Raw genomic sequence first — 20214 nt, 5'->3', positions numbered from 1 at the left:
ATAATGAAAGTAAAATGTCGGCTTATTAGCGTTGGAGAATGAAAGGAGAACGAAATCAAATGGTGAATGATTTTAAGGTTAGGAGATTGTATAGGAATAGAATATATAAAGCTGTTTTTTCTGTATTACTGATACTGGGTTTGGTACTAGTAGTGCCGGGTAGCTTTCATAAGTTCATTGCAGCTCCTTTGGAAGACTGTGATTTGGACGGATATGACGATTCCACAGGAGTTCCGGTGCCCTGGCCCGGTTATGATGAAACCAAAGGGGATACACCGGATGGACCGGCTGGAAGTAAAACTCCGGCAGTTACTACTACCCCTGCAGTTACTCCAACCCCTGTGACGGCTGCCAATGATACAAAAGACAGTAATGCTGCCGGCAGTGCATCGACAAAAACCGGCAGTGGGAATTCTAAAATCACGGACAGTACAAAGTCTGATAATAGCAGTAAATCCCAAAGCTCAAAAAATGATTCCGGGAAAGCAAGTACTTCAGAGATAGCAAGTACATCCGGTGAGAAGTCAAATAGTACAACAGCTGCTGGCTCCAGTAAAAATACTGCTAAAGTTACGGAAAAGGCATCAGGAAAGTCTAATAATACCTCACAAAGTGTTTCTGAAGCATCAGCTATTGATAAAATAAACAATTCGGCTCAAAGCAACACTCAAAAAGAAGATAGCAGTAAAACAGAGAATGCGGTACCGGAAGTAGATGGAAATCAGAAATCAGTATCCCAAAATACTGAAGAACAACCTCAGGTTACCGCTGAAAGCTCTACAGAAGGTTCTGATACTGCAGAAGAGATAACAGAAGCTATTAATACAAAAGGTTCGCTGAATATCACAGAAGCAGCGGGAAGCATAATACATGCCGGAAGTTCTATCATCATATCCGGTTCAGGCTTTTATAAGGATTTAAAGAATCTGGAGATTGTTATACAATCGGAACCCAGACAATTAGGAGTTGTTGAGTCTACTCAAGATGGTTCCTTTAAAGCACAGTTTGATATCCCAAAAGATTTAGCAGAAGGTACGCATCACATAGTCGTTCTTTATCAAGGGAAAGAAATTACAAGGCAGGAGATTGCGATTGGTCCTAAAGCTGCTGATAGCTTTTGGCAAGCACTTACTGTAGGCTTTACCAGTGATAATCAAGGTCTAATTCCTGGAATTCTGATTCTAACTGGCCTTTTAGTACTGGGAGCAGTTGTTCTGGGAGGTAATTTGGTTGCAGGTACAGTTAATAAAAGAGAAGAGTCTATATAAAATATCGGGATAGCCTAAAGATTAGCTTGGATTTCCTAATAGATACACGAAAACGAAATGTCCAAGGTTACATACCAGAGATAATAATAGTACCTTACTATAAAAATAAGACCATAGGTTTCAGCATACTGAAATCTATGGTCTTATTTTGTATTGATTATTAAGGTTCTTCTGATTCCTCTTCCTCAAAATGGTCGTTATAATATTCTTCCATTAGACGGTCTAAGTATTTATCATCCATTTCACCGAATTTAGCAACAACCATAGCTTTCATTTTTTCCATCTGCTGAAGGAATTTCACTTCTTCTGCAGCAGATGGGTCAGCAAAGCTATCTATCTTTTCTTTCGTAAGATTGGCATCTAAATACTCTTGGATAGCATCTGTAATGGAATTCTCATCACTGATTTCCTTTTCTACCTGTTTGCTTCTTTGATAGGTGGTAATTCCGATAACAAGAAAAGCAATCAGCACTGCACCCATTACAATATAGGAAAGTGCTCCGGAGAAGATGCTGATAACACCAAAAGCATTCAGTAAAAGTAATACGAGGCCGGCAATTGAAACAATGATAAAAGAAGAAGCAGAGGAGCTTAAATCTTTATATTGCTCTTCCTTTTTAACGTAAGTGGAGGATTCAACTACCGGAGGTCTTGCACTTTCAAAGATTCCCTGAACTTCTTCTTTTTCAAAGAGTTCTTCTGTAACCTCATCCATGTCATAGTCCTCATCAGCTTCATCGATGATTTCTGTTTCTTCATCAGTAGTCTCTGAGGAGGATTCATTCCCTTCATAAGTAGCATCTTCATAAGCAGCATCTGCATAAACTTCTTCCAGGGCTTCGTCATCTTTGGATAATTCATTTCTAAAATTTTCTGAATCGGAAGAGAAGGCCCCTTTAACGGCAGCAGCTTTTAAGGTCTTTTCGGCTTCTACGGCATAAAATGCATCATAGAGCTTCTTCACCTGCTTCTGATCCTTTTTGTCAATGAGGACCACGAAAGTCGCGTCTTCTTCTTTGAAAGAATAAGAAGCATTTTTAATATTGGAGTATTCAAGAAACTCCACGAATTTCTTTGCAAAAGCTTCTTTCTTTGTGTCTAAGAATTCTACTTGTGCTTCCGTCTTTTCCAGGCTGTCAACTAAGGGAATACCACAGGTCGGACAGGTGGTGATTCCATCTACATATTCTGATTTACATTCAGGACACCAGGGCATAGACATTACCTCCTAAAGGTTTTTTTATTAAAGGCTTTTAATACATTAAGCTTCAATTTTGTAAGCATGATATGCTTTCTTGCCCTTACGGATAAGAAGCATTCCGTCAGAATCCATATCGCCGACTGTAAATACTTTATCGAATTCTGTTACCTTAACTTCATTTACTGTTACACCGCCTTGTTGAATATTTCTTCTGGCATCGGATCTGGAAGCAGCAAGACCGCCGTCAACCATAAGAGTAATCAGATCTATTCCCTGAGTAAACTGCTCTTCACTGTAGTAGGTGGTAGGGATATCTTCGGACTTCATACCGCCGCCAAATAAGGCTTTGGAGGCTTCTCTGGCTTTTGTAGCTTCTTCTTCACCATGTACAAGCTTTGTAATCTCGTAAGCAAGGACATCCTTTGCATAATTGATTTCAGCATCCTGCAGGGCACCAAGTCTTCTTACTTCATCCATCGGAAGGAAGGTAAGCAGTCCAAGGCATTCTTCCACTTTGACATCTTCGATATTTCTCCAATATTGGTAGAATTCATAAGGCGTGGTCTTGTTCGGATCCAGCCATACAGCGCCTTTCATGGATTTGCCCATCTTAATGCCTTCACTGGTGGTTAAGAGCTTAAAGGTAAGACCATATGCTGGTTTTTGCTCTTTTCTGCGGATCAAATCAACACCGCCGAGGATATTGGACCACTGGTCATTACCGCCAAGCTGCATGGAGCAGCCGTACAGTTGGTTAAGCTTTAAGAAGTCATAGGATTGCATTATCATGTAATTGAATTCAAAGAAGGTAAGACCCTTTTCCATTCGTTGCTTATAGCACTCAGCAGTGAGCATCTTATTAACGGAAAAATGTACGCCGACTTCTCTTAAGAACTCTACATAGTTAAGATTCAACAGCCAGTCCGCATTATTTGCAATAATAGCTTTATCATTATCAAAATCAATAAAATGGGAAAGCTGTTTGTAGAAACAATCAGCATTATGCTGGATGGTTTCCTTTGTCATGATAGTTCTCATATCGGACTTACCGGAAGGGTCACCAATCATTGTTGTACCGCCGCCAAGCAGGGCAATAGGTCTGTGACCGGCACGCTGCATATGCATCATAGCCATAACTGTTAAAAAGTGTCCTGCTGTCAAACTGTCAGCTGTAGCATCAAAGCCTATATAAAAGGTTACTTTTTCCTTCCCTAATAATTCTTTTATTTCTTGTTCGTGGGTTGTTTGTTCAATAAATCCACGTTCCAATAAAATATCATAAACATTCTCTGACATTTTTATTGTCCTCCTTTAAGTAGTTAGAAACATTATATATGAAAAAAGAGAGTTTTTCAATATTTTTGGCGCTGTTGTTTTCGCCATTCTCCGGGAGCTGTACCGGTGGATTTTTTAAAAGCCTTGTAAAACAGGGAAAGATCGCTATATCCTACTAGATTTGCAATAGAAGCAAGGGTATAATCCGTACTGTTTAATAACTCCTTCGCCCGGTCTAATCTGATTTGCTGTATATACTGCCACGGAGTTATACCTGTATATTGCTTCATTTTTCGAGTGATATAATCCGCAGTAAAGTTAAACTTCTGTGACAAGCTGCTGCAAACAAGAGGTTTATTATAATTTAGAGCAAGATACTCCATGACTTTATCTATAAAGCCTCTCAAACCTTCAGACTGTGGATTAGAAGTAGCAAGATGCTTCAGTATAGTAAGGAACAAGGCTTCTTTCCCTAAAATATCGTATGCTCTTGATTTTAAGAGAGTATCCAGCTGGTCCAGGAAAGGTTTCAGATACCGAAGATCAAAGTTACCGCGAACAGGAATTTTAAAGCTGGAAGAATCCCAGGCAGAGGGTATTATATCCAAGGAATTATCCTGTAAAACCCCCAAGGCATTAAAATGAAGATAAAAATACACCGGTGCAGGGCTTCCTATTTTACCTTCCTGTTTTAAACCTGGGATTTGAATATACCATTCGCCGGCACTGACACTGATATCCAAATCATTTTCGGTAAAGTAAAGTGTATTTTCAAGCATAATAATTAACACAAAGTAATCACATACCCGTGTGATATGTTTCTCGCCGTCTTCAAAAAAGCGATAGCTTCCCGTAGTACATTCCGGCCAAGGGGGGATGGAGAAGTGAAGTTCATTTATCATAAATTACCTCTGTTCGTTTTTTGCATAATATGAGCATGCTGGTGCAATTGATAATTATGATTATACCAGATAAAATCATAACTGTACATGTGCATATAAAATACACTAATTCAGAATTTGAATATAATTTGGAGGTAAAGCTATGGCAGAAGGTCTAAAAAAACTTAAATTATCACCTTTTAGTACCAGTGAGATTCACCCTGAAGGATGGCTGTTAAACCAGCTGAAAATACAGGCAACTGGACTATCAGGTAATCTTGATAAATTCTGGCCGGATATCAGAGACAGTAAATGGATAGGGGGTACAGCCGAAGGCTGGGAGAGAGTTCCTTATTGGTTAGATGGTTTTATTCCCTTGGCCTGGCTTCTGGATGACGAAGATATGAAAGCCAGAGCTACGAAATACATTGATAGTATCATAAGTCAACAGGAGGAAGACGGCTGGCTTTGTCCTGTTGAGAAAGAACACCGTAATACCTATGACATGTGGGCTCTGCTGCTGATTCTAAAAGTGCTTGTAGTATATCAGGATGCTTCAGGAGATGAGCGTATTGAAACAGTTGTATACAAAGCCTTGAAAGCCTTTGATTTACATATTGATGGAAATACCTTATTTAATTGGGGAAGCAGCAGATGGTTTGAGGGACTTATTCCGATCTTCTGGCTTTATGAAAGAACAGAGGAACCTTGGCTTCTGAATTTGGCCTCTAAGCTTCACACTCAGGGCTTTGACTGGCAAGCATTATTTAAACACTGGCCATATAAGAGACCCGACGTAAAAGGCCGTTGGAGTTTCATGAGTCATGTAGTTAATAATGCCATGATGTTAAAATCCGGGGGCTTGCTTTGGAGAATGACAGGAAAAGAAGAGGATCTAAACAGTGCTGATAGTATGCTCAGGCTTCTTGATGAATATCATGGCATGGTTACCGGAGTATTTACCGGAGATGAATGTTTAAATGGAACAAGTCCGGTACAGGGAACGGAATTATGTTCAGTGGCAGAGCTTATGTATTCCTTGGAGATACTCCTTTCAATATCCGGAAAAAGTTATTGGGCGGACAGACTGGAGAAGGTTACTTTTAATGCTTTGCCGGCAACCTTCAGCCCGGATATGTGGACTCACCAATATGACCAGCAGGTAAATCAAGTACAGTGCAGTTATCAGGAAAACCCAGTATTTAGCACCAATGGAGGCCATTCGCATACCTTTGGACTGGAACCAAACTTTGGATGTTGTACGGCGAATTTAAGCCAGCCCTGGCCAAAATTTGCTCTATCAACCATGTTTAGAACGGACAATGGCATAGCAGCAGCAGCCTATGCTCCCTGCTCTCTAAAAACTGAAATTCAGAGTTCTAAGGTACAGATAACCATGAATACCAACTATCCGTTCAGGGATAAAATAGAATTCAGAATTATAACTGACCGTATGGTGGAGTTTACAATTAATTTAAGAATTCCTGAATGGACAAAGGAGCCGCTTCTTCAAATTGGAGAGGAGAGGATTATGCCAAAGCCCGGAGATTTTTATGAACTAAAATACCTATGGTCTGGTGATACAAAATTCACCCTTACGCTGCCGATGCCTGTTGAGATAATATCCCGACCGGAAAATCTTTATGCAGTGCAAAGAGGACCACTTATTTATTCCTTGCCTGTTGGAGAGAAATGGGTACAGATAAACAAAGAGATGCCAGTGCATGAGTTTCCTCACTGCGACTATGAAATATATCCTACAACACCATGGAATTATGGTCTTTGTGTAGAGAAGGAAAAACCGGAGGAATACATTCACTTTGAAGAACAACCTATTGGAGAAGTACCATTTTCTCCGGAAGGGGCACCGATAATTGCAACTGTAAAAGGAAGACAGATAGAATGGCCCCTATTAAACGGCTCAGCAGCTCCTGTTCCCCTAGCTCTTAAGACATCAGGTGAAATAGAAGAATTAAAGCTTATCCCATATGGGTGTACCAATTTAAGGCTGACAGAAATTCCAATTATCTAAAAGGCCTCTATTAAGTGGATAAGAGAAATTAAGAAAGCACTATGTTCCTGTGATTTTAGGAAACATAGTGCTTTCTAGAATTATAAGCTAAATATGAATTGATACTTTATAGGTTTGTTATTTGGTGTGTTTGCCTCTATTTATTATAACAGGCAAACGGTTAAGTATTACATAGAGCATTGCCGCATGAACGGGGAGCATAATAATGTTCTTTACCAATCTGTCTGCGAAAAGAATGATAAAGCCTTTACCCATAAGAATGGATAACCAGTAAGTGTTCAGCAGCATATCAACTAATACAATCAATATGGCTTTCGTAATAACAATTCTGCTGAGGGTTGCCTTCTTTTTGTAAAAGGCAAAACCATAAATCAAGCCAGTTAAAATGCCGCTAATGGTAAAACCGGGGAAATACGGACCTTTTGGAGAAATGATAAAGTTTAAAATATCACTCAAAGCTCCCATAATGCCGCCTACCACCGGCCCGAAGAGCATACTTCCAAGAGCGATGGGTAAATCAGTAAAACTGATACGGATGAAAGGCCCAATCATAAATGTTCCCATGAGACCAACCACAACGCACAGGGCCAAAAGCATGGCTGAAATAAGCAGGTTGTTTAGTTTCTTCAATTCCTTTGAAGATTCCTGTAATGTCTTAAAAAAATGCATAGTGCTACCTCCTTTTCTTTGTTGTCGCAAAAACAAGCGCTACAATGAGAAGGTATGCCCTACCTTTTGTAGCAGCGGGATGCGAAAATCGTACCGCAAGTTTAAACTTTTCGTTCACCGGACAACTCCCCGTTCCGGTGACACTTAACGCACGAAATCCTACTCTGCTATATTCGTTTTTGACTAAAGCTACTATAACAGAAATGATAAAAGCAAGCAAGAGTAAAATAAAAAAATATACTATTCGGTACCTATGAAAATTACTGTGAACCATGTTGAAGTTACTCTGCATTTGTATCATAATGGAAGATAATAACTTTATAACACCATGTAAGATCATAATTTCATAACGATTTGGAGAGATAAATATATTCTAAAACATACGAGGGATTAAAATGACGGAAAAGAATACTGAAAAAATTACAATTCTGGAAGTTGATTTGAAGAAGAATGAAGAAGCTCTTGAACTGCTGGAGGAACTATCGAATTCCCTTGAAGCTTTAACCGGAAACAGCGGAAAAGCTTCCTTTAGCCTTGAAGATATGCAGGAGCCGCGTTCTGTATTTGTAATAGCAAAAGACTGTGATGGAAAGGCAGTAGGCTGCGGAGCCATTCGGTCTATTACCGAAGAAATCGCTGAAGTGAAGCGGATGTATTCAAGAGTAAAAGGTAAGGGGGTTGGTGCAGAGATTCTCTCCTTTTTGGAAATGAGAGCAAAAGAATTAGGATATACTACTCTTTGGCTGGAAACCCGTAGGATAAATGAAAATGCTGTCCATTTTTATGAAAGAAATGGTTATCTAACTCGAGAAAATTATGGTAAATATATAGGAAATATAGAAGCAGTTTGTTTTGAAAAAAGACTTGACTCTTCCCTTAGGTAAGCAGGTATTCTTGTATTAAAGCCAGTGTACGGCAGCAGGAAACCAAGATCGTGAATGTGAAATCCGTGCCATGAATTTGCAATTCATTGAAAAATTATGGTAACTGGTTTAAGAAATAATTTCCACATACATGTTTGCGCAGGGGATTACGTTGATAAAAACATGGAGCATGTAGGAAAAGTATGGAGGTTTCGAGTGGATAACTGTATTAAAATCAGGGAAGTTTCACTAAAGTATGACATTTCAGCCAGAACACTGCGCTATTATGAGGACATGGGACTGATAAAGAGCATCCGCAGTGAGGATTATGCATACCGGATGTATGATGAGACATCCCTAAAGAGGCTGGAACAGATATTAATTCTTAGAAAATTAAATATCACTATTAAGGATATCCAGAAGATATTCCTGGCTCCGGATTCATCAGCGGTTTTAGAAGTTCTGGGTAAAAAGGTTGAGGGTATTGATGAAGAAGTAGCATTACTGCATGAGTTAAAAGAAATTGTTCTGCAATTTATACACCAGATTGAAACATTAGATTTCCGTGAAACCTCCGATATAAAACTACTTTATGAAAAGGCCAGGGAACTGGAACTTAGGCTATCGGAGAAAGATAACAGCTGCCAGGGCAGTGATTCCTGTGAGGAAGATTCCTCTGTAACATCAGTTGACGCTAAAAATTTAGAGGATAATCAGAGGTTGGTAGTTCAAGAGGAGAACAAGACCTCTGCATCTCCTGAATTAAATCATTTCTTAAATGTTACCGAGAAGCTGAAAAGAGGGCCGGAAGTAAGAATCATTGAACTGCCCAAATGCAGAATGGCAACCTCCGGCTATGATACATTCGATAACATTATTGGCAAATTCGATGCCTGGTGGGGGGAATATGATAAAAAGAGAAGAGGAGTCTCTTTTTCCCCCCTTGATTTCTTATGGTTTGAAGATGGGCAGGCTGTGTGGTGGATGGCAGTTGAAAAAGATGCAACATCGGAAGATACAGGCGGTTATGAGATTATTGATTTTGAAGGAGGACTATATGCGGCTGCTATATCGGTGGATGGAGACGATGATATTAGCGGAAGAGTATTTGAAGGAGTGAAGAATTGGCTGGAAACCAGCGGATTCGAAATGGATGAGCGAACCGGTCATCGTACCATGTGCCATATGATCATTACGGACAATATCAAAAAGGGTCTTGGATACGATCAGTTGGATATCTATGTTCCTATTAAACTGCGCAATAAGTAAATAACAGCAAACCGAAACATATTTTTGCACGAAACATGAGGAAGTAGGAGGTATTCCTTATGTTTCGTGTTTTTTTATTTAATTACGGTTACTGTTTCGGAAATCGGTTGAATTCGTTGCCTGAATGGAGCATAATGGAAGAAAAAGGAATTTAAAGCTAAGAATAATAAAACACAAGTAGAGGGCGAAATATAATTATTGGAGAGTGGGTATTTACGAAGGGGGTTTTTATGTATAAGGTTTTTTTAGTGGAAGATGAAATTGTAATTCGGGAAGGTATCAAGAACAAGATTCCCTGGGAACAAGAGGGCTTTCAAATTGTCGGAGATGAAAGTGATGGTGAATTGGCATACCCGATGATTGTAAGGGAGCGGCCGGACATTTTGATTACTGATATAAAAATGCCTTTTATGGATGGTCTTGAGCTGAGCAAATTACTAAAAAAAGATATGCCGCAGATGAAAATTATTATTATCAGCGGGTATAGTGATTTTGGATATGCCCAGAAAGCAATTGATATTGGTGTAAGTGAATATCTACTGAAACCGGTAACTTCGGCTAAACTGGTGGCAGCAGTGAAAAATGCAGCAGAGGTGATTGATAAGGAGCGGAAGGAAAAACAAATACTGAATCAGTACCAACTGTTGGTCTATCAAAAGCATGGTGAAAAAAGAAAGGAGTTTTTTAATGCTCTTGTCAGTGGAAAAATGTCTCTTTCACAAATCATAGAACAGGAAGAGGAACTTGGAATTAATATGGTGGCAAGTGTTTTTTGCGTGCTGCTGTTTCAATTTAAAGGACAGGAGGATATGTACGAGTACTCGGATGAAATTGTACAATGCGAAGCAAGAATGACAGAAGCATTGAGAGCATTTTCCGACATCAGGGTATTTGAACGTGGAATGGATGGGTGGGCCTTTATCTTATTGGGTGAAACGGAAGGGGGAATTAACGAGTTGACCCTGGAATTGTGCGATATATTAATCCATATCTGTGATAACAAAGTCCACTATTTTGGCGGAATCGGAAAGTGCGTCAACCGCGTCCGCGACCTGCATAAGTCTTATCTGGATGCCAACAGGGCTTTTTCCCTGCGGTATTTTGAAAGCAGGGATCAATTCGTATCTTATATTGACGTACATAATATAAAGGAATATATCGGAAACAGAATTAATGTCAGAGAACTAAAGCTTGAGAAACTTGACAGGGCTTTGCTGGAGGACTTCTTAAAAAGGGGGACCATACATGATGTGAATGAATTTGTTGACAGCTATTTTGAAGGATTTAGTACAAATGCTATCAGCTCCAGCATCTTCAGGCATTATATCATAATGGACGGATATTCCGTTATTATGAAGTTTCTGAAAACTCTTAAGTATACGGAAGAGATGATTTACGGCAGCCTGAAAAGCTTGAATTGTGTCCCGGACCAGCTTTACGGTCTGGAGGAATGCAGTAAATTATATAAAACTATTTTGAAAGAAACAATTGAACTGCGTAATAGAAATAGTCAAAAAAGATATGCTGCGCTTATTGATCAGGCAAAGGAGTATATTCTTCTTCAGTTTACTATGAGTGATCTTACTCTGGATAAGGTTGCATCTAAGGTCAATGTCAGTCCCAACTATTTCAGCTCACTTTTCAACCAGGAAACCGGGATGACCTTTATCGAATATTTAACAGATATCCGAATGGAGAAGGCAAAAGAGTATTTAAGATGTTCAGGCAGAAAGATAACGGAAATTGGTTTTATGGTAGGATATCAGGATTCCCACTATTTCAGCTACTTGTTTAAAAAAACACAATATTGCACACCATCCGAATACCGGATGCAGGGAATAGGTGGAGAATAATGGATATGAATAATGGGACCCCAATCCGGTATCCTTTAAGATGGAAGCTCTTTATGGTAGCGGTTGTAATCATTATACCAATGATTATTTTATCGGTTTACCAAATTGCAGCTCTGCATAACTATAGTACGGCGTATGATGCTATCGTGCGAAGGATTACCTCGGCTAATGATTATAACCTCAATTTTAAGGCGGAAATGGATGAAGGTATGTATAAGATTGTTGTTGAAGCGGAAACCTTCGATTCAATTGATGATAATAGTGATTTAAAAAATCCATATAAACTGATAGAGGCCGCAAGGAATAGTTTTACCAGCCTGCGGGAGATTACATCAAGCAGGGAAAGCCTGGACTGGATCAAGCGGATTCTGCTTAATCTGGATACTCTGGAAGACAGGGTTAATGAAATACGTGATAATCTGAAGCAGACAGGCCACTATGAAGAAAATATTGAAATGCTGGAATCTGATATCTATATTCTGACAGAACTGTTTCAGGAAGAAATCCAGTATTACATTTATTATGAAACCCAGAATTTTGAGGCCATAAGACAGATTCTTAACGAGCAGGTAACGAAAGTAATTGTGACAATGATAGTGGCATTAGCTTCTATCATCATTACGTCTGTTTTAGTTAATATCTTTGTTACAAACAGCATTACAAGACCAATCAGGATGTTATGCGATAAGACGGCTATGGTAGCAAAGGGTGATTTTACAACAAGGACAATCTGCGAAAACCATGATGAATTGTCAATCTTATCCGATAGCTTTAATGATATGGCCTCTAAACTGGAGCAGCAGGTGAATCGTATCCGGCTTGAACAGGAAAATTTAAGACACATGGAATCAAAGCTTCTGCAAACGCAGATTAATCCGCATTTTCTATATAATACGTTAGATACTATAATCTGGTTAATTGAAGCAGAAAAAAACAAAGAAGCAATTGACATTGTTGTATCCCTTTCTGAATTTTTCCGAATTATTGTGAGTAAGGGAAGAGATTTTATTACCATACGAGAAGAGGAAATACATATAAAAAGTTACCTGCAAATACAGCAGTCCAGGTATAAAGACATCCTGGATTATGAAATTAATATCCCGGAAGAACTTTACAGATATCAAATTCTGAAACTGACTCTGCAGCCACTCATTGAGAATTCCTTATACCATGGAATTAAAATGTTAAGGGCAAGAGGGAAAATAACAGTTACCGGCGGAATATGGGACAAGGTAATTTGTTTCCATGTAATGGATAATGGCATTGGAATGGAGGAAGAGGAATTAAATGCTTTAAGAAAAGAAATTGAAATGCCGGGCAGCAAACAGAGTACCGGTTTTGGTCTTGCCAACGTCAACAAACGAATTAAACTGAATTATGGAGATATGTATGGATTAGACATACAAAGCAAAAAGGGAGAAGGCACGGATATTATCATTAAAATCCCGGTAAGTATAGCGGATAATGAGCAAAGGGAGGCAAGATATGAATAAGAGTCTAAAAATTGCGATAGGTATTTTCATCCTTGGATTGATTGTCCTTGCTAGTTACAGTTTGAGGCCATTAAAACAGCTTCCGTACAGCGAATATGAGAATGTAAAGGATACAGATTCGGATTTGATTATTGTTGGTTTCTCCCAGCTTGGTTCGGAATCGGACTGGCGCACGGCAAATACAAAATCCATACAGAGAGCTCTTTCAAAGGAGAATGGATTTTCGCTGATTTATTCCAATGGAAGGCAGAAGCAGGAAAATCAGATTAAGGATGTAAGGAGTTTTATTTTTCAAGAGGTAGATTATATTGTAATTGCCCCGGAAACGGAAACCGGATGGGATACGGTACTGGAGGAAGCAAAGGAAGCAGGTATTCCGGTCATAATTGTAGATCGAATGATTGATACCGCAGATGATACTCTTTATGCCGCATATGTGGGTACGGATAAATATGAGGAGGGCAAAAAAGCAGGACTTTGGCTGGAAAAGTATCTGAAGGAGCAAGAGAGCAAGGATAAGTCTTCCCTGAAAAAGAAAACTTACAATATTGCCGTTCTTGAGGGAACCTTAAATTCGACCGCACAGATTGGGCGTTCAAAAGGGTTTGAGGAAATCGCCAAAACTCACAAAGAGTGGAAGATTCTTGCACAGGAAAGCGGTGAGTTTACCAAGGCAAAGGGAAAAGAAGTGATGGCAAAGTACCTGCAGGAATTTGATGATATTGATATTTTACTGTCGCAAAACGATGATATGACCTTTGGTGCCATAGAGGCAATACAGGAAGACAGCCTGACCTGCGGGGTGGATGGTAAGATTAAAATTATTTCCTTTGACGGGGTGTCGGAGGCTTTTGACAGGATGGAGGAAGGACTCATCAATGTGGACATTGAATGTAATCCGTTACAGGGGCAATTGATTGCAAACATAATAGAGCGATTGGAAAAAGGGGAAGTGGTTAATAAGTTCTCCTATATGGATGAAAAGGTTTTTGAGGCGGAAAATGCCGCTGCAGAACGAATTGGGCGGAGTTATTAGACAAGGTATTTTTATCTCTGTTAAAAAACAAACATAATTCATAGGAATCTTAACCAAAATGAAATTGGAAAAGAAACTCCGTAAAATAAACTACAAAACAAGTAATAATCTCCGTATATTTTCGGTTATAAATTTTTTACACTTATATACGTAATTCAATTCATCTTATGTGTAAAAAAGGAGGAGATATCTATGAAGAAACTGTTGGTTTTTATTTTGGTACTGACGGTGTTGCTTTCGTTTGCGGGGTGCGGAAAGAAAGACAGTGCGACTTCCGGCAAAGCGGACAAAAAAATAACTGTGGGGGTTGTACAGACAAATGCGAATGAGTCCGACTGGCGAACGGCTAACACAAAATCTTTTAATGATGCTTTCAAGGAGGCCGGCTTTGAGATAAAAATGGTCTTCGGGGAAGGTGATCATGCAAAGCAAATATCACAGGCACAACAGCTTATCCAGGAAGAGGTTGACTATCTTGTTGTATTAGGGCTTCAGTCGGCAGGCTGGGAGGATGTGGCGAAATCTGCCAAGGAAGCAGGAATTCCCTTTATCATGGCTGACCGTAAGCTTGACTTGTCAGAGGATCTTTACACAGCTATGGTATGTTCCGATTTTGAAGCAGAAGGCAATAAGGCTGTTGACTGGCTGAAGAAACAGGCTCTGGCGGATTATAAGATTGTAGTGCTTGGCGGTGACACGGGTTCTTCTGCCCAGCTTGGCCGCTCCAAAGCAATAGAAGATGGTGCCGCAGCAAACGGCTGGAGCATTGTATTCAATCAGAACATGAAGGGATGGGATGAAACCCTTGCAAAACAGGCCGTAGCCGATCTTATTGCAGGAGGGACAGGGTTTACCGTTATCTATGCCGAGAATGATAACATGGCCCGAGGTGCCTGTGATGCTATGGACGCTGCCGGTATTACATATGGCAAGGATGGAGATGTAAAAGTAATCTCCTTTGATGCAAATAAATGGGCTCTTGAGAAGGTTCTTGCAGGCCAGTTCAACCTTGATGTAGAGTGCAATCCTCTTCATGGTCCCAGAATTGTTAAGCTTATTAAGCAGCTTGAGGCCGGTGAAACTATTGAAAAAAATGCTTACGTAGAGGAAGAAATGTTTGATTGTGCTACTATTACAAAAGAGATTGTTGATGCCCGTCCCTATTAATTATGAAGCCATATATAGGAAACATCCAGCAATTTTCAGCAGATTAATAAGGTAAGATAGGTTCGGACTTCGCGGTGCGAGTATGCGGATAGTTGCAAATTCCGGCATACCGGCACCGCGTATTTTTCTAATCATAGGAAGAACAGCACAATGATATCGTACCTGAACGGAGGTTTTATATTACTATTATGCAGAAACCAATACTTACCATGCGAGGTATTTATAAAAGTTTTCCCGGTGTACGGGCCTTGCAAAATGTGGATTTTACTTTATGTGAAGGGGATATACACGCTCTTATGGGTGAAAATGGTGCCGGGAAGTCTACTCTGATCAAGGTTTTGACCGGAGTATATGCCAAGGATGCCGGAGAAATCTATATGGAAGGAAGCAATAAACCGGTTCATATCAAATCGCCTCAGGATGCTCAAAAATATGGGATAAGTACAGTTTACCAGGAAATCACATTATGCCCGAATCTGACAGTAGCTGAAAATTTGTTTATAGGAAGAACCAAGGATTTGTTTGTGGACTGGAAGAAGAACAACAACAGGGCGGAAACAATTCTGGAAAGTCTTGGAATCCCAGCAAAGCCGACGCAGCAATTATCAAACTGCTCGATAGCGATTCAGCAGATGGTAGCAATTGCCCGGGCTGTTGATATGGACTGCAAGGTATTGATTCTTGACGAACCTACCTCTTCGCTGGATGAACAGGAAGTTGGCAAACTGTTTGCATTGATGCGTGAGCTAAAGGACAGGGGGGTAGGAATCCTTTTTGTCACCCATTTTCTTGATCAGGTATATGAGCTATGCAATAAAATTACGGTTTTGCGGGGGGGCGAACTGGTAGGCGAATATCAGATCAAAGATTTGCCCCGAGTAGAACTGGTGGCCAAAATGATGGGGAAGGAGCTGGGTGATTTGGCTGATATCCATAACGAAGCACAGTATGGCGGCGGGTATGCGAAGGAAGCAATCATAGAAGCCGAGGGACTTACAAGCACATCGGGAATAAAACCATTCAATTTCGTCGCATATAAAGGTGAGGTAACAGGCTTTGCCGGACTATTGGGCTCCGGCCGCAGTGAGTGTGTGCGTGCAATCTTCGGCGCAGACAGGGTCTTGAAAGGGAAACTTAGAATTAAGGGCGGTTATACCAGCGTTACATCACCGATAAAGGCTATGAAGAAAGGAATTGGCTATCTTTCGGAGGATAGAAAGAGGGATGGGATTATCAGTGATTTGTCAGTTCGTGAGAATATCATACTTGCGCTGCAGGTTATGAGGGGCTTCTTCCGTCCTTTTACTAAGGTGCAGGCACAGGCTTTTGCCGATGATTACATCCGTTTGCTAGGAATAAAAACCGCTTCAGCAGATACCCCAATCGGCTCCTTGTCCGGGGGAAACCAGCAAAAAGTAATTCTTGCCCGTTGGCTGCTCACACATCCCGATTATCTTATTCTTGACGAACCCACCCGTGGAATTGATATTGGCACAAAAGTAGAGATTCAAAAACTGGTTCTAAAGCTTGCGGCAGAGGGTATGAGTATTACCTTCATTTCCTCTGAGATTGAGGAGATGCTGCGTACCTGCTCAAGATTAATTGTTATGCGTGATTTGTATGTAGTTGGAGAACTAAAGGGAAAGGATATGACACAGGACAAAATAATGTATACGATAGCGGGAGGAGCAGGTCAAAATGTTCAGAATGAATCATCAAATCGATAACGGCCGTTTGGTGCCGGCTTTTAAAGCATTTGTCAGACACCGGCTCTTTATTCCCATTGCATTTCTTTCTTTTTTGCTGTTACTAAATATATTTATCAATCCGGGCTTTTTAAGAATCAGCCTGGGAAGAGACAGCTCCGGAAATCCTGTTCTGATAGGAAATATCATAAACATCTTAAACAATGCAACCGAGCTTGTTATCCTTGCCATCGGAATGACGCTTGTTACGGCCTCCTCCAAAGGTCAGGATATCAGTGTAGGTGCTACGGTTGCAATCGTCGGCGGAGTGGTTATGCGGGTTCTGTGCGGGAGCGAGACCCAGCCCGCGGTATTGCATGCATCTGTCTTTGTTGCACTTTTACTTGGCTGTCTTGCCGGTATGGCCTGCGGAGCTTTTAACGGTATCCTTGTTTCAAAATTTAACATACAGCCTATGGTTGCAACACTCATACTATTTACGGCAGGCCGGTCCATCGGCTCTATGGCTATGGGCGGGCTTAAACCCAAAGCTGTCTCCTCCTTTGGCTATTATGGGAACTTTATACCGGGTTTCCCCATTCCGACCCCGATACTCATTACAATTGCTATGGTAACGGTAACCTGCCTTGCATTAAAAAAGACGAACCTGGGTCTGTATACCAAGGCAGTGGGTATCAATGATAAAGCCTCAAGCCTGAATGGACTCAATCCTGCACGAATCAAGTTTATGACCTTTGTTATTCTGGGCTTTTGTGTCGGTATCGCAGGCTTTGTACAGTCAAGCCGGGTGCAGACGGTTAACCCCTATACCATTGTGCCCAGTATTGAAATGGATGTTATCCTGGCAGTCGCTCTTGGCGGCAATTCACTTGGCGGCGGTAAATTTAACATGACAGGTTCGATTATCGGAGCCTATACCATCCAGACACTGACCTCGATGCTGACAACACTGAATGTGAATACAAATGCTGTTCCTGTATTTAAGGCTGTGATAATTATTATGCTCGTAGCCATCCAGACGCCCGTTGTCAAAAGCTTCTTCAGCAATATGGACGTATTTTCCAAAAGGGCTGTAAGCGATGGAAAGGAGCGGTGTTAGTATGCAAAGTTTAAATAATATCCAAGGGGCCGGAAGCGGTGGAGTATTTCAGAGCAAGCTGAAACGTAAGGAGTCCCTGACAGACACAGCCTTTCTGCTGACAATTACCATTACACTGTTTATTGTTATCTACATACTTTCCATTGTCTTTCTGGGAGATAAGGGGTTCAACAAAATACAGATGTTTTTTAATCTCTTTAATGAAAATGCCGCCTTGATTGTAATTGCATGCGGACTTTCGATTGTTATGATTACAGGCAGTATAGATATTTCCGTAGGTGGTTCCACAGCTCTCATTTGTACTGTCTGTATTGTTTGCCTTAATAAGCATGGTTTCAATTTTTTTACAGTTCTTATCCTGGCTCTGACAATCGGTCTTGCCTTTGGTGCCGTTCAAGGATTTCTCATAGCTTATCTGGAGATGCAGCCCTTTATCGTTACGCTGGCTGGGATGTTTCTGGGCAGAGGTTTGGTGGCTCTGATAGAAGTCAATCAGATACAAGTCAATAATGCAGGATTTGAAAAGCTGTCAGCTGCGCGGATACAGATACCTTTTTTAGGTGATATTAACAGGAAGGGTGTTTTTATTCAATCAAAGCTGGAATATGGCGTTATCATAGCACTTATTATTGTATGCTTGATATATTGTCTGCTCAAAAAAACAAAGCTTGGACGCAGTTTCTATGCAGTGGGAGGGAACTCCCAGAGCGCCCTCATGCTTGGTATTAATGTCAGGAGAACCAGGTTCTATGCCCATTTGCTTTGTGGTCTGCTGGCAGGTATCGGTGGATTCTTATATCTTTTCCATACACGGTCAGGTTCCGTTCAGCAGGCAACAGGTCTTGAAATGGACGCGATTGCTGCCTCTATTATTGGCGGAACACTTCTTACCGGAGGTGTAGGTAATATCTTTGGTACCCTCTTTGGGGTATTAACAAGCGGAATTGTATTACTGATTGTTACTGCAATAGGAAGCCAGGATCCCTGGTGGCCTCAAATTACTCGTGCGGCAATGCTATGTTTCTTCATTGTACTTCAGAGTATTATTTGCTCCCGTAAGAAAAGCAAAAATTGAATTTCAGACATAACCGGTTACTATCAGGAATATAATATGCTAGAATTATATTGTTAAGGCATTATATCCGTGGAAGTGGACAGGGCATTTCTATAGAAAATCATAGAAAGGATGAGGTTATGGAGAAGCAGGAAGAATACTTGATGCCAAACAGAGCAGAATACATAAGACTCGCAAGAGAGAGCTGCAGCAGAAACCAGTCAGGAAATGTAAACAACAAAGCTAAAAATGCATATCGTCATAAAGAGATGTTTATACAGGATGATACCGGCTATGTAATGGAAGAAGCAGAGACAAGAGCAGGACAAAATACCGGTATGAAGATATTTCTGGTACGATTAATTTGTGCAAGCCTGTTATTTCTTATGATATTTTTAATGGATCAGTTTGATTTCAAATTAAAGCAGGTAAACACCAGTATGATTGAGAATCAGATATCTGCTAGTATGGGGGTAAAAGAAGCACAGGACTTCTTCGTATCTGTACTGGATAAATTTAAGTGATTAATGTGTTTTTGTTTTCGTTGATTATGTTTTTAATAAGATGCACTATACATAAGGGAGTAGGATGTATTCCTTATGTTTAGTGCATCTTTTACTTGATCGACAGGGAAAATATAAAAATCATTTTTTTACAAACAAGAGCAGAACCCAAAAATCAGACTCTGCTCTTAAAAACTATAAACCTATTTACATTAGGTTTTTGCATATACACAGAACTTGAAATACTCTCAGTAGATGATGATATCCTAATATTCTTCTCTAAGTCCGAACTCCGCAGATTCAACCCATTCCTCCGGACGGCTAGTCATCTTAACCAATTCCTCTAATATAATGCAATGGGTATCCTCTTGCTTTATCAAATAACCAAATACTTTTTTCGATTGTTCCTCCGAAGCCTTATCCAGTAAATCTTGATAGAATTTAACGCTTTCTTCTTCCTTTTCAAGTGCCATTCTGTATATGTCAAGCTGATTTGGAATATGCTTTATTTCCATTTTAAAATCTGTCATTTCTTTAAATATCGATTTTACATTGGTTAAAATATTGCTATCCTTAAAAGGTAAAACAATATCTTTCTTATAACTCCGTAGAATTGCTGCATGGTTTTCTTCTTCACCTGCTAAGATCAAAAATACTTTCTGAAGGCTGTTCCCTTCGTTGAGTTCGGCCTGTTTTCTGTAAAAAGCCTCTAGATCATTTTCCATTGAAAGTGCCAAGTCTAATAATTCCATATCCGTCCTCCTTTTAAATTCAAGATTTGTAACCATTTTAGATACTTTTTAGGCAATTATGTATTCAATACCTAATTAATATTAGCAATCATT

General features: G+C 40.1%; 17 protein-coding genes and 1 riboswitch. Of the genes, 12 read left to right on the top strand and 5 right to left on the bottom strand.

Annotated elements, in window-relative coordinates:
- Window positions 1–59 precede the first annotated feature (59 nt).
- Window positions 60–1268 (top strand): hypothetical protein, encoded by a 1209-nt coding sequence (locus bsdcttw_RS13825; RefSeq protein ID WP_207726408.1) that lies wholly within the window; start codon window positions 60–62, stop codon window positions 1266–1268.
- A gap of 160 nt (window positions 1269–1428) precedes the next feature.
- On the opposite strand, the gene bsdcttw_RS13820 is transcribed toward bsdcttw_RS13825, so the two are convergent.
- From bsdcttw_RS13820 to bsdcttw_RS13810, 3 genes are read right to left on the bottom strand one after another with little or no spacing between them, the layout of a single operon-like run.
- Window positions 1429–2484 carry a Bax inhibitor-1/YccA family protein gene (locus bsdcttw_RS13820; protein ID WP_185255445.1) on the bottom strand — a complete coding sequence of 352 codons (1056 nt, stop codon included), beginning with the start codon at window positions 2482–2484 and terminating at the stop codon, window positions 1429–1431.
- Between the two features lie 45 nt (window positions 2485–2529).
- A complete protein-coding gene (tyrS, locus tag bsdcttw_RS13815) occupies window positions 2530–3765 on the bottom strand; it encodes a tyrosine--tRNA ligase (protein WP_185255444.1) in 1236 nt (411 codons plus the stop codon).
- Window positions 3766–3821: 56 nt separating this feature from the next.
- Window positions 3822–4646 (bottom strand): helix-turn-helix domain-containing protein, encoded by an 825-nt coding sequence (locus bsdcttw_RS13810; protein ID WP_185255443.1) that lies wholly within the window; start codon window positions 4644–4646, stop codon window positions 3822–3824.
- A gap of 142 nt (window positions 4647–4788) precedes the next feature.
- Here bsdcttw_RS13810 and bsdcttw_RS13805 point away from each other — a divergent pair, with 142 nt between their 5' ends.
- The gene (locus bsdcttw_RS13805; RefSeq protein WP_185255442.1) at window positions 4789–6657 is read left to right on the top strand and encodes a beta-L-arabinofuranosidase domain-containing protein; all 1869 of its coding nucleotides are present in this window, start codon (window positions 4789–4791) and stop codon (window positions 6655–6657) included.
- Between the two features lie 117 nt (window positions 6658–6774).
- Here the strand turns inward: bsdcttw_RS13805 and bsdcttw_RS13800 are convergent, their stop codons facing one another.
- A complete protein-coding gene (locus bsdcttw_RS13800; RefSeq protein WP_185255441.1) occupies window positions 6775–7326 on the bottom strand; it encodes a folate family ECF transporter S component in 552 nt (183 codons plus the stop codon).
- A 70-nt stretch (window positions 7327–7396) separates the two neighbouring features.
- Window positions 7397–7495: riboswitch (THF riboswitch) on the bottom strand.
- 226 nt (window positions 7496–7721) lie between these two features.
- Between bsdcttw_RS13800 and bsdcttw_RS13795 the strand changes: the two genes are divergently transcribed.
- The 10 genes from bsdcttw_RS13795 to bsdcttw_RS13750 all read left to right on the top strand — a co-directional run bounded on the left by bsdcttw_RS13795 (window position 7722) and on the right by bsdcttw_RS13750 (window position 19390).
- Window positions 7722–8210: a GNAT family N-acetyltransferase gene (locus tag bsdcttw_RS13795; RefSeq protein ID WP_185255440.1), complete on the top strand. Its 489-nt coding sequence runs from the start codon at window positions 7722–7724 to the stop codon at window positions 8208–8210.
- 195 nt (window positions 8211–8405) lie between these two features.
- The gene (locus bsdcttw_RS13790) at window positions 8406–9458 is read left to right on the top strand and encodes a MerR family transcriptional regulator (protein WP_185255439.1); all 1053 of its coding nucleotides are present in this window, start codon (window positions 8406–8408) and stop codon (window positions 9456–9458) included.
- Between the two features lie 230 nt (window positions 9459–9688).
- Window positions 9689–11311, top strand: coding sequence for a response regulator (locus bsdcttw_RS13785; protein ID WP_185255438.1), 1623 nt, complete (start codon window positions 9689–9691; stop codon window positions 11309–11311).
- Window positions 11311–12804 (top strand): sensor histidine kinase, encoded by a 1494-nt coding sequence (locus bsdcttw_RS13780; RefSeq protein WP_225903657.1) that lies wholly within the window; start codon window positions 11311–11313, stop codon window positions 12802–12804. Before bsdcttw_RS13785 ends, bsdcttw_RS13780 begins: the two co-directional genes overlap by 1 nt.
- Window positions 12797–13840 carry an ABC transporter substrate-binding protein gene (locus bsdcttw_RS13775; protein ID WP_185255436.1) on the top strand — a complete coding sequence of 348 codons (1044 nt, stop codon included), beginning with the start codon at window positions 12797–12799 and terminating at the stop codon, window positions 13838–13840. Before bsdcttw_RS13780 ends, bsdcttw_RS13775 begins: the two co-directional genes overlap by 8 nt.
- 192 nt (window positions 13841–14032) lie before the next feature.
- Window positions 14033–15007, top strand: a complete 975-nt coding sequence (locus tag bsdcttw_RS13770) for a substrate-binding domain-containing protein (protein ID WP_185255435.1) — start codon at window positions 14033–14035, stop codon at window positions 15005–15007.
- Between the two features lie 188 nt (window positions 15008–15195).
- A complete protein-coding gene (locus tag bsdcttw_RS13765) occupies window positions 15196–16734 on the top strand; it encodes a sugar ABC transporter ATP-binding protein (RefSeq protein ID WP_225903656.1) in 1539 nt (512 codons plus the stop codon).
- Window positions 16706–17812, top strand: coding sequence for an ABC transporter permease (locus bsdcttw_RS13760; protein WP_225903655.1), 1107 nt, complete (start codon window positions 16706–16708; stop codon window positions 17810–17812). The genes bsdcttw_RS13765 and bsdcttw_RS13760 overlap by 29 nt, the downstream gene beginning before the upstream one ends.
- A gap of 1 nt (window position 17813) precedes the next feature.
- The gene (locus bsdcttw_RS13755) at window positions 17814–18887 is read left to right on the top strand and encodes an ABC transporter permease subunit (RefSeq protein WP_185255434.1); all 1074 of its coding nucleotides are present in this window, start codon (window positions 17814–17816) and stop codon (window positions 18885–18887) included.
- A 119-nt stretch (window positions 18888–19006) separates the two neighbouring features.
- The gene (locus tag bsdcttw_RS13750) at window positions 19007–19390 is read left to right on the top strand and encodes a hypothetical protein (protein ID WP_185255433.1); all 384 of its coding nucleotides are present in this window, start codon (window positions 19007–19009) and stop codon (window positions 19388–19390) included.
- A 245-nt stretch (window positions 19391–19635) separates the two neighbouring features.
- Here bsdcttw_RS13750 and bsdcttw_RS13745 read toward each other — a convergent pair whose 3' ends face one another.
- Window positions 19636–20121, bottom strand: coding sequence for a ferritin-like domain-containing protein (locus tag bsdcttw_RS13745; protein WP_185255432.1), 486 nt, complete (start codon window positions 20119–20121; stop codon window positions 19636–19638).
- Window positions 20122–20214: the final 93 nt, after the last annotated feature.

Source organism: Anaerocolumna chitinilytica (genome assembly GCF_014218355.1).
GTDB lineage: Bacteria > Bacillota > Clostridia > Lachnospirales > Lachnospiraceae > Anaerocolumna > Anaerocolumna chitinilytica.
This window is presented reverse-complemented; position numbering and strand designations above follow the sequence as displayed.

Bases quoted from the DNA above. Each gene is read 5' to 3' on its own strand.
- bsdcttw_RS13825 (WP_207726408.1), top strand. From the start codon at position 60: ATGGTGAATGATTTTAAGGTTAGGAGATTGTATAGGAATAGAATATAT.
- bsdcttw_RS13820 (WP_185255445.1), bottom strand. From the start codon at position 2,484: ATGCCCTGGTGTCCTGAATGTAAATCAGAATATGTAGATGGAATCACC.
- tyrS (WP_185255444.1), bottom strand. From the start codon at position 3,765: ATGTCAGAGAATGTTTATGATATTTTATTGGAACGTGGATTTATTGAA.
- bsdcttw_RS13810 (WP_185255443.1), bottom strand. From the start codon at position 4,646: ATGATAAATGAACTTCACTTCTCCATCCCCCCTTGGCCGGAATGTACT.
- bsdcttw_RS13805 (WP_185255442.1), top strand. From the start codon at position 4,789: ATGGCAGAAGGTCTAAAAAAACTTAAATTATCACCTTTTAGTACCAGT.
- bsdcttw_RS13800 (WP_185255441.1), bottom strand. From the start codon at position 7,326: ATGCATTTTTTTAAGACATTACAGGAATCTTCAAAGGAATTGAAGAAA.
- bsdcttw_RS13795 (WP_185255440.1), top strand. From the start codon at position 7,722: ATGACGGAAAAGAATACTGAAAAAATTACAATTCTGGAAGTTGATTTG.
- bsdcttw_RS13785 (WP_185255438.1), top strand. From the start codon at position 9,689: ATGTATAAGGTTTTTTTAGTGGAAGATGAAATTGTAATTCGGGAAGGT.
- bsdcttw_RS13780 (WP_225903657.1), top strand. From the start codon at position 11,311: ATGGATATGAATAATGGGACCCCAATCCGGTATCCTTTAAGATGGAAG.
- bsdcttw_RS13775 (WP_185255436.1), top strand. From the start codon at position 12,797: ATGAATAAGAGTCTAAAAATTGCGATAGGTATTTTCATCCTTGGATTG.
- bsdcttw_RS13770 (WP_185255435.1), top strand. From the start codon at position 14,033: ATGAAGAAACTGTTGGTTTTTATTTTGGTACTGACGGTGTTGCTTTCG.
- bsdcttw_RS13765 (WP_225903656.1), top strand. From the start codon at position 15,196: ATGCAGAAACCAATACTTACCATGCGAGGTATTTATAAAAGTTTTCCC.
- bsdcttw_RS13760 (WP_225903655.1), top strand. From the start codon at position 16,706: ATGTTCAGAATGAATCATCAAATCGATAACGGCCGTTTGGTGCCGGCT.
- bsdcttw_RS13755 (WP_185255434.1), top strand. From the start codon at position 17,814: ATGCAAAGTTTAAATAATATCCAAGGGGCCGGAAGCGGTGGAGTATTT.
- bsdcttw_RS13750 (WP_185255433.1), top strand. From the start codon at position 19,007: ATGGAGAAGCAGGAAGAATACTTGATGCCAAACAGAGCAGAATACATA.
- bsdcttw_RS13745 (WP_185255432.1), bottom strand. From the start codon at position 20,121: ATGGAATTATTAGACTTGGCACTTTCAATGGAAAATGATCTAGAGGCT.